At 62.6% G+C, this 9,869-nt stretch carries 7 protein-coding genes; all 7 read left to right on the top strand.

Annotated features, from left to right (window positions below; all coding sequences use genetic code 11):
• On the top strand, nt 1-322 hold a 322-nt coding region (locus GEV05_28790), incomplete at its 5' end, for a tripartite tricarboxylate transporter substrate binding protein (GenBank protein ID MPZ47289.1).
• Nucleotides 323-398: 76 nt separating this feature from the next.
• Nucleotides 399-1,898 carry an N-6 DNA methylase gene (locus GEV05_28785; GenBank protein MPZ47288.1) on the top strand — a complete coding sequence of 500 codons (1,500 nt, stop codon included), beginning with the start codon at nt 399-401 and terminating at the stop codon, nt 1,896-1,898.
• Between the two features lie 25 nt (nt 1,899-1,923).
• Nucleotides 1,924-3,486 (top strand): N-6 DNA methylase, encoded by a 1,563-nt coding sequence (locus GEV05_28780; GenBank protein ID MPZ47287.1) that lies wholly within the window; start codon nt 1,924-1,926, stop codon nt 3,484-3,486.
• An 83-nt stretch (nt 3,487-3,569) separates the two neighbouring features.
• Nucleotides 3,570-4,187, top strand: a complete 618-nt coding sequence (locus GEV05_28775) for a hypothetical protein (protein ID MPZ47286.1) — start codon at nt 3,570-3,572, stop codon at nt 4,185-4,187.
• Between the two features lie 3 nt (nt 4,188-4,190).
• Nucleotides 4,191-5,225: a nucleotidyl transferase AbiEii/AbiGii toxin family protein gene (locus GEV05_28770; protein MPZ47285.1), complete on the top strand. Its 1,035-nt coding sequence runs from the start codon at nt 4,191-4,193 to the stop codon at nt 5,223-5,225.
• A gap of 72 nt (nt 5,226-5,297) precedes the next feature.
• Nucleotides 5,298-6,515: a hypothetical protein gene (locus GEV05_28765; GenBank protein MPZ47284.1), complete on the top strand. Its 1,218-nt coding sequence runs from the start codon at nt 5,298-5,300 to the stop codon at nt 6,513-6,515.
• Nucleotides 6,512-9,496: an HsdR family type I site-specific deoxyribonuclease gene (locus GEV05_28760; GenBank protein ID MPZ47283.1), complete on the top strand. Its 2,985-nt coding sequence runs from the start codon at nt 6,512-6,514 to the stop codon at nt 9,494-9,496. The genes GEV05_28765 and GEV05_28760 overlap by 4 nt, the downstream gene beginning before the upstream one ends.
• The last annotated feature ends 373 nt before the right edge of the window (nt 9,497-9,869 follow it).

The raw sequence follows: 9,869 nt of genomic DNA, 5'->3' as shown, positions 1-9,869 counted from the left end.
GCTGCGTCCCATCGCCGTGACCAGCATCAAGCGATCGAGCCTGCTTCCCGATCTGCCCACGATCGCCGAGTCGGGTTTGTCCGGATTCAACGTCACTTCCTGGTACGGCGTGTTCGCGCCAGCAAAGTTGCCCGGCGACATCGCGACGAAGCTCAACGGCGAAATTCGCGCCTTGATGAACGCCAACGACGTGAAGAGCAAGCTCTCCAACGTCGGCGCGGAAGTCGACACCAACACGCCGGCGGAATTCGCCCAACTGGTGCGCTCCGAGATCGCACGCTGGGCCAAGGTGGTGAAGGCATCGGGCGCCACCGTGAACTGAAGCTGCTGGATACGCGCGTTCGAATCGATAGCGATTGCAAGAGTCGGCGCTGCCGGCATCTGCGTCTTGTACTCGTATGAACGACACCGCCATCTCGCTCAGCCAACTCGAGTCCCACCTGTGGGAAGCCGCCAACATCCTGCGTGGCCCGGTGGATGCGGCCGACTTCAAGACCTATGTCTTTCCCCTGCTCTTCTTCAAGCGAATTTCGGACGTCTACGACGACGAGTACACGGCAGCGCTCGCCGAATCCGGCGGCGACGAAGAGTACGCCCGGTTCCCGCAGAACTATCGCTTCCAGATTCCCGAAGGTTGCCACTGGTCCGACGTCCGAACCGTCGCATCCAACGTCGGCCAGGCGCTGCAACGCGCGATGCGCGGTATCGAGAAGGCCAATCCGGAAACACTCTACGGCATCTTCGGCGATGCGGCCTGGACCAACAAGGAGCGCCTTCCCGATTCGCTGCTGCGCGACCTCATCGAGCACTTCTCCCGCATCCCGCTCGGTAACCAGGCTGCCCAGGCCGACATCCTCGGCCAGTCCTATGAATACCTGATCAAGAAGTTCGCCGACCTCACCAACAAGAAAGCGGGCGAGTTCTACACGCCGCGCGCCGTCGTTCGTCTGATGGTCAATATCCTGGATCCGAGGGAGGGCGAGTCGATCTACGACCCGGCCTGCGGTACCGGCGGCATGTTGCTCGATGCCGTCCAGCACGTGCGCGAGAGTCACGGCGACGATCGCACCCTTTGGGGCAAGCTCTTCGGCCAGGAGAAGAACCTGACGACCTCCGCCATCGCGAGGATGAATCTGTTCCTGCACGGCGCCTCGGACTTCCAGATCGTTCGGGGCGACACGCTGCGTCAACCGGCCTTCTTCCTCGGCGACAATCTCGCGGCGTTCGACTGCGTCATCGCCAATCCCCCTTTCTCGCTCGAGAAATGGGGCGACGAGGTCTGGAGCGCCGACCCCTACGGCCGCAACTTCGCCGGCATGCCGCCCTCGAAGAGCGGCGACTACGCGTGGGTCCAGCACATGCTCAAATCGATGGCGCCCGCGACTGGCCGTATGGCCGTGGTCCTGCCGCATGGCGCGCTCTTCCGCATGGCGCGAGAAGGCGAGATTCGCCGCAAGATTCTGCAGATGGATCTGCTGGACGCGGTCATAGGACTGGGCCCCAACCTCTTCTACGGCACCGGGCTTGCCGCCTGCATCCTCGTATTCCGCCAGCGCAAGCACAAGGACAGGCGCAAGCAAATTCTGATCGTCGATGCCTCGCGCGAGTTCAAGACCGGGCGCGCGCAGAACGAGCTGATGCCCGAACACGTCGAGCGCATTCACGGCTGGTATCGTGACTATCGCGACGTCGAAGGCATTGCCCGCGTCGTCACACTCGACGAGATCGCCCGCAACGAGCACAACCTCAACATCCCGCGCTACGTCGAGCCGAAGAGCGAGCAGGAGGTGTTGAGCGTCGAGGAGGCGATGAACCGGTTGCGCAAAGCATCCGATGCCGCCTTCGCCGCAGAAGACAAGCTGATCGCCATCCTCAAACGCGAGGGCTTGCTGCTGTGATTCGTCCGTCGACAGACCACGCACGATGAGCCGCATCACCCAACAGCAGCTCGAGTCCTACCTGTGGGGCGCGGCCACGCTGCTCCGCGGCACCATTGACGCCGGTGACTACAAGCAGTTCATCTTCCCGCTGCTCTTCTACAAGCGTCTGTGCGACGTGTTCGACGAGGAGACGCAGAACGCCCTGGCGGAATCGGGTGGGGATGCCGAGTTCGCCGCCTATTCGGAAAACCACCGCTTCCAGATCCCGCAGCAAGCGCACTGGCGCGTGGTGCGCAAAGCCGCGCGCAACGTCGGGCAGGCATTGCAGTCGGCGATGCGCGCGATCGAGACCGCCAACCCCGACAAGCTCTATGGCATCTTCGGCGATGCACAGTGGACCAACAAGGACCGGCTTGCGGATGCGATGCTGCGCGATCTGGTCGAGCACTTCGGCAGCCTGGAATTGACGGTCGCGAACCTGCCCGAGGACGAGCTCGGTCAAGGTTACGAATACCTCATCAAGAAGTTCGCCGACGACTCGGGTCACACGGCGGCGGAGTTCTACACCAACCGCACGGTCGTGCACCTCATGACGGAGATGCTGGACCCGAGGCCCGGAGAAGCCATCTACGACCCGACCTGCGGTTCCGGCGGCATGCTGCTTTCCGCCATCGCGTATCTCCGAAGCCGCGGCCAGGAATGGCGCAACGTCCGGCTCTACGGTCAGGAGCGAAACCTAATGACCTCCTCGATCGCGCGCATGAACTGCTTCCTGCACGGCATCGAGGACTTTTACATGGTGCGCGGCGATACGCTCGCCGAGCCGAAGTTCGTCCAGGGTGACCGGCTCATGCGCTTCGACGTAGTGCTGGCCAATCCGCCCTACTCCATCAAGCAATGGGACCGCGCGGCGTTTTCCGCCGACCCGTGGGGGCGAAACCTGTACGGCACTCCGCCGCAAGGGCGTGCCGACTACGCCTTCTGGCAGCACATCGTCGCGAGCCTCGCACCCCGCAGCGGCCGCTGCGCGATTCTGTTCCCGCACGGCGTCCTGTTCCGCCAGGAAGAGGCCGAGATGCGCGCGAAGCTCATCGATACCGACCTGATCGAATGCGTCTTGGGGCTCGGGCCGAATCTGTTCTACAACTCGCCGATGGAAGCCTGCGTCGTCGTCTGCCGCACGGCCAAGCCCAAGGCGCGCAAAGGACGCATCCTCTTCATCAATGCGCTGAACGAGGTGACGCGCGAACGCGCCCAGAGCTTCCTGACCGACGCGCACATCGAGCACATCGTCGGCGTTTATCGCGCGTTCAAGGACGAGCCTGGCTTCGTGCGCGTGGCCACACTGGACGAGATCCGCGCCAAGGAAAGTAATCTCAGCATTCCGCTTTACGTCTCCGCGCAGGCAGCCGAGGCGCGGCAGGAGCGGGCGGAATACCAATCCGAGGCCTTGCCGCAGGCTCTGGCTGCGTGGCTGGAGAGCTCGAAGCGCTTGCGAAATTCTCTCGAATCACTGCTTGCCGGGTCCGACCTGAATCTGCAGTCATCTGCTCGGACGCCGGAGACGTCAATTGGCCCGGGTACCGACCAAGGACCCGGAGAATAGTGTCCATTGGCCACTGTTTTGGCGGGACCATTGTTTTTGTCAGAAAAATAGGGCAGGATTTCTGACAAAAATGGACCTCGCCCATGGGCAAACACTCTCAATCGATCGATTCGCGAATCCTGGCACGCATCCGGTCGGCCGGTCCGGGTCAGGTCTTCGCGCCCCGGCAGTTCCTGGATCTCGGCGGCCGTGACGCAGTCGACAAGGCCTTGTCACGCCAATGCCGCGCTGGAACCATCCGCAAGGTTGCACGCGGACTCTACGACCTGCCGCGCGATCATCCGCGCTTCGGACGCCTGGCGCCGAGCGCCGACGCCATCGCCACCGCGCTCAAGGGACGCGATGCGATACGCCTGCAGCCGTCCGGTGGACATGCGGCGAACATGCTCGGTGTGTCCGACCAGGTGCCGGTTCGCATGGTTTTCCTCACCGACGGCCCGAGCCGACGCGTCACCGTGGGCGGACGCGAGATCGTCCTGAAACAGACCACGCCGCGAAATCTCGCCACCGCCGGCCGCGCGAGCGGGCTCGTGATCCAGGCGTTGCGGTGGCTGGGGCAGAGAAACGTCGACGAGCGCGTCGTTGCAAAGCTCAAGCGCAATCTAAAGCCCGAAGACAAGGCAGTGCTCCTCGAAGACGCGCACCTCGCGCCGGGGTGGATTGCGGCGATCTTCCACCAACTGGCAGAGTCCGGGAAATAACGCATGGACGCTTTTCTCCATCTCTCGCCCGAAGATCGGCGCGAAGCCTGCCTGGAAGCGGAGGCGCGAACGCGCCTGCGAGCCGTGAGCATCGAGAAGGACTACTGGGTCTCCTGGACGCTGCGCGCCCTGTTCGAATTGCCGGAGTGGGGCGGACGGTTGACCTTCAAGGGCGGTACGTCGCTCTCCAAGGTCTGGCAGCTCATCGAGCGGTTCTCCGAGGACATCGATGTCGTGATCGACCGGGATTTCCTCGGCTTTGCAGCCGAGCGCAGTCCCGAGCATGCTCCGAGCCGAACGAAGCAGCGCCAGTGGCTCGATGGGCTGAAAGCCGCGAGCCAATCCCGAATCCGCGATTCGCTGCAGCCTACGCTCGCTGAAGCCATTTCGACGAAGCTCGGCGGGAACACCGGCTGGCGCGTCGAGCTCGATCCTGCGGACCCGGACGGACAGACCTTGTTGTTCGACTATCCCACGGTATTCGAGCCCGAGGCCTACATCGCGCCGCGCGTCAAGATCGAGCTTGGCGCCCGCTCGGACACCGACCCCAACGAAACGGTCGAGATCGAACCGTACCTCGCCGCCGCTTTACCGAACGTGCTGGGCCCGAGCCGCTTTCCCGTGCGAGTGGTCGCAGCTCGCAGGACGTTCTGGGAGAAGGCCATGCTTCTGCACGAGGAAAACCATCGCCCGCCGCAACGCAAGCGCCTGCAGCGCCTCTCGCGTCATTACTACGATCTTGCCTGTCTGATCCAGCACGCGATCGCGGATCAGGCGATGGCCGAAGCCGGACTGTTCGACCGCGTCCTCGCTCACCGGCGCGTGTTCTTCCGCTACACGTGGATGGACTACGACACCATGAAGCCGGGTACGCTGCGACTGCTTCCGCCGGAAGAAGAACGCAGCGCGTGGGCGCGCGATTACGACGCCATGCGCGATACGATGTTCTTCCGCAGCGCGCCGACGTTCGACGAGATCCTGCGCGTCGTCGGAGAGTTCGAGCGGCGATTCAACTCAATCGGCGTAGCATCGGCATAATCGCCGTCTTGATGGCGATCATGCTGCCGGTACGATGACCGAATACGCGATGGCCTGAATTACGAACCGTACATGGACGACGCACTCGATCACGAAGCACTTCGCATCAATCCCGACTGGGCCAGGCTGCCGCTGTTCGATCGGAACGGGTGGGAGCGGGTGCGCTTCGGCGATGTGGTCGCGAACGTCAACGAGACAGAACGCGACCCGGGCACCGCGGGTATCGAGCGCTTCATCGGGTTGGAACATCTCGAGCCCGGCTCGCTGCACATTCGACACTGGGGCAACGTGGGGGACGGAACTACGTTCACGCGGCGCTGCCGGCCTGGACAGGTCCTGTTTGGCAAGCGCCGTGCCTATCAGCGCAAGGTGGCTCTCGCGGAGTTCGACTCACTTGTGTCTGGTGATATCTACGTGCTTACGCCGAAGAATGATCGCCTGTTGCCTGAACTACTAGCTTTCCTTTGTATGGCCGAGCGTTTTTTTCAGCATGCATGCGGGACTTCGGCCGGTTCCCTGTCACCGCGAACCAACTGGAGCAGCCTCGCCAGCTTTGAGTTCGACCTCCCGCCGCTCGACCAGCAGTTCCGCATCGCGAACATCCTCTGGGCGACGGATGATGTGCAAGAGGCAGATGAAACAACGGTAGCTGCGGCTATTGTCAGTGAACGCGCATTTTGTGCCAACTGCTTTGGCGAGTTTGCCAGACGTAACAAAACCGTTCGCCTTGGAGAAATTTCCGAATTCATCACAAGCGGGTCACGAGGATGGGCCGAACACTACAGCGACAAAGGTCCACTGTTTTTGCGCTCACAAAACATTCGGGACCAGACTCTCGACTTCACTGATCTTCAGCGTGTTCAACCGCCAAAAGGGGCAGAAGGTGAAAGGACCCGGACAAAGCCTGGGGATCTAGTAATCACGATCACGGGAAACAGCGTGGGGAACGTCGCGTTTGTGCCAGAATCTCTTGAGGAAGCCTACGTGAGTCAGCATGTGGGACTCGTTCGCCTAGTGCAGCCTGAGCGTCACCGCATGCTCTCGGCTTTCTTTGGCAAAAATGCACCGGGCAATGAGCAGATATTAAGAGCGCAGTATGGATTGAAGCCTGGGCTTAATCTCACATCGCTAAGAAACTTAGTGGTTCCTTATCCAGATCTAGACGAGTTGCAGCGAATCACGGAAAGTATCTTCGCTTTCGATAAGCTCCGGCGCGCAACACAGCAGAGCCTAAGCGCTATCGCGACGATGAAGCGTGAGCTTTGCGATGCCCTATTCAATTCCACATGACCTTCAACGAATCCAACACCGTCGAGCAGATGATCCTCGATGCCGTCGCGAGGCGCGGCACCGCGGGGCCACTGCTCCAGCAGCAGGATTCGGCTGACTATGGCGAATCCCCGGGCAGCGAGATGCACCCCGCCCGCTGGGACTACATCGCCGGACCCGATCTCCCGCGCAAGAACACCGACGTGATAGTCGAGCCCTGGATGCGCGCGGCGCTCGTCCGCCTGAATCCCGAGATCGCCGCCCAGCCCGACCGCGCCGACGAAGTGATCTACAACCTGCGCGCCTGCATCCTCTCGGTTCAGGCCGATGGCCTCGTCCGCGCCAACGAGAACTTCATGGCGTGGCTGCGGGGCGAGAAGACCATGCCCTTCGGCCCGAATGGCGAGCATGTGCCGGTTCGCCTCGTCGATGCCGCACACCCGGGCAACAACCGGCTGATCGTCTGCAACCAGTGGACCTATCAGGCCGGAGCGGTCGCCAAGCGCTTCGACATCGTCTTCGTCGTGAACGGCCTGCCGCTCGTCATTGGTGAGGCCAAAACACCGGCGCGAAGCAGCGTGACCTGGTTCGACGGCGCCTTCCAGGTGAACGAGATCTACGAGAAGCAGGTACCGGCGATGTTCGTGCCGAACGTCTTCTCCTTCGCTACCGAAGGCCGGCACTTCCGCTTCGGCTCGATCCGCATGCCGATCGACATGTGGGGGCCGTGGCGCGACGAGGAGAGCCAGGAGGAAGGGCAGTTGCACCACGTCAAGGCCTCGCTCGCAAGCATCATGCAGCCGGCCGTCGTGCTCGACATCCTGCAGAACTTCACCCTGTTCGCGACCGACACGAAGCACCGGCGCATCAAGCTCATCTGCCGCTACCAGCAGTACTTCACCACCAACCAGATCGTCGACCGGGTGGTGAAAGGCTATCCGAAGAAGGGTCTCATCTGGCACTTCCAGGGCAGCGGCAAGTCGCTGCTGATGGTGTTCGCCGCGCAGAAGCTGCGCCTGCATCCCGGGCTCGGCAACCCGACGGTGCTGATCGTCGTCGACCGCATCGACCTCGACACGCAGATCAGCGCAACCTTCAACGCCGCTGACGTGCCCAACATGGTCGGCGTCGGCACGCGCCAGGAGTTGCAAACCCTGCTCGGCCAGGACGTGCGCAAGGTCCTGATCACCACCATCCACAAGTTCGCCGAGGCGGGCGGGAGGCTCAACGAGCGCTCGAACATCATCGTGATGGTGGACGAGGCGCACCGCACCCAGGAAGGCGACCTCGGCCGCCGGATGCGCGACGCGCTGCCGAACGCCTTCCTGTTCGGTCTGACCGGCACGCCGATCAACCGGGCCGATCGCAATACCTACTGGGCCTTCGGCGCCGACGAGGACGAGAAGGGCTACATGAGCCGCTACTCGTTCCAGGACTCGATCCGCGATCATGCCACCCTGCCGCTGCACTTCGAAGCGCCCGAGGTTCGGCTCAAGATCGACCGCACCGCCATCGACGAAGCCTACCGCGAGATCACGGGCGACCTTAGCGAGCAGGATCGCGACGATCTCGCCAAGCGCGCGGCCAAAATGGCGGTGCTGGTGAAGAACCCCGAGCGCGTCCGCGCCGTGGTCGATCACATCGTGCGCCACTACCAGACCAAGGTGGAGCCGAACGGTTTCAAAGCCCAGGTCGTGGTATTCGACCGCGAGTGCTGCGTGCTCTACAAGGCGGTGATGGACGAGCTGATCGGCGCGGAGGCGAGCGCGATCGTCATGACCACGATGGCCGGCGATCCGCCGCAGTGGCGCGAGCACGCTCGCGACCGGGACGCCGAAAAGGTTCTGCTCGACCGCTTCCGCGATCCGGCCGATCCTCTGAAGATCGTGATCGTCACAGCCAAGCTGCTCACCGGCTTCGATGCGCCCGTCCTGCAGGCGATGTACCTCGACAAGCCGATGAAGGACCACAACCTGCTGCAGGCGATCTGCCGCACCAACCGCACCTACGGCCAGGAGAAGACCCACGGCCTGATCGTCGACTACATCGGCATCTTCGACGACGTCGCCCGCGCGCTCGACTTCGACGAGAAGGCCGTGCAGCAGGTCGTGTCCAACATCGACGAGCTGCGCAAGGCGCTGCCGATGCAGATGCAGGCGTGCATCGCCTTCTTCCCTAGCGTCGACCGCAGCGTCGGCGGTTACGAAGGCCTGATGGCCGCGCAGGAGAAGCTGCCGAACAACGAAGTCCGCGACAGGTTCGCAGCCTCGTATTCGCTGCTGGCCACGCTGTGGGAAGCCCTTTCGCCCGACCCCCTGCTCACGCCCTACGAATCGGACTACCGCTGGCTCACGCAGGTCTACGAATCGGTCAAGCCGCCGAGCGGAAACGGGAAACTCCTCTGGCACGCGCTCGGCGCGAAGACAGTGGAGCTGATCAACGAGAACGTGCACGTCGAATCGGTGCGCGACGATGTCGAGACGCTCGTCATGGATGCGCAGGTGCTCGAAGAAATACTGAAAGACGCCGACCCGGGCAAGAAGGCGCACGAAGTCGAAATCAAACTGGTCGCGCGCCTGCGCAAGCATCTCGGCAATCCGAAGTTCACCGCCCTGGGCGAACGGCTGGAGAAAATCAGGGAACGGCACGAACAGGGCTATCTCACCAGTCTGGAATTTCTCAAGGCCATCCTCGAAGTCGCGCGTGACGTGGTCGAAGCCGAACGCGAAACCGATCCGGAGGAAGAGCGCGACCGTGCGAAGGAGGCCCTCACCGAGCTTTTCACCGAGGCGCGGACGAGCAACACGAACATCATCGTCGAGCGCATCGTCGCCGACATCGATGACATCGTGAAGAAAGTGCGCTTCCCCGACTGGCAGCACACGGGCCAGGGTGAGCGCCTGGTGCAGAAGGAGCTGCGACGCACTCTGCTCAAATACAAGCTGCACACCGACCAGGAACTGTTCGACAAGGCTTACGGCTACATTCGGCAGTATTATTGAACCGGATTACCGAGCTTCTCCCAATGGCTGAAGCTCGCTCCCTCACTTGCAGTGCGCGCATCGGCATGCAGGCCAATGCCGTTCGGCCGGCGCGAACCATGGTCCGCGAATTCCCGGCCTCACCCCCCAACCCCTTTCCCGAAGGGAGAGGGGAACCAAACTGCCGTCGGAGTAGGAATGACGGTCACCCATCACCCCCTCCACAGATCCGTACGAGCGGGATTACCGCATACGGCTCCTGCCTTGGGTCGTGACGATCAGTCGCTGGTTGGGGTAAGGGTGGCAGATGCGTGCGGGAGGCAACCAGTGCGCGATGAGCCGGCGCATACGGGTCCAGCTCAGATGGTGGGTCTGGCTGCGGCGGCACAACGTG

This window comes from Betaproteobacteria bacterium, from assembly GCA_009377585.1.
Classification (GTDB): Bacteria; Pseudomonadota; Gammaproteobacteria; order Burkholderiales; family WYBJ01; genus WYBJ01.
This window is presented reverse-complemented; position numbering and strand designations above follow the sequence as displayed.

Coding starts and splice junctions, on each gene's coding strand:
- GEV05_28785 (MPZ47288.1), top strand. CDS start 399: ATGAACGACACCGCCATCTCGCTCAGCCAACTCGAGTCCCACCTGTGG.
- GEV05_28780 (MPZ47287.1), top strand. CDS start 1,924: ATGAGCCGCATCACCCAACAGCAGCTCGAGTCCTACCTGTGGGGCGCG.
- GEV05_28775 (MPZ47286.1), top strand. CDS start 3,570: ATGGGCAAACACTCTCAATCGATCGATTCGCGAATCCTGGCACGCATC.
- GEV05_28770 (MPZ47285.1), top strand. CDS start 4,191: ATGGACGCTTTTCTCCATCTCTCGCCCGAAGATCGGCGCGAAGCCTGC.
- GEV05_28765 (MPZ47284.1), top strand. CDS start 5,298: ATGGACGACGCACTCGATCACGAAGCACTTCGCATCAATCCCGACTGG.
- GEV05_28760 (MPZ47283.1), top strand. CDS start 6,512: ATGACCTTCAACGAATCCAACACCGTCGAGCAGATGATCCTCGATGCC.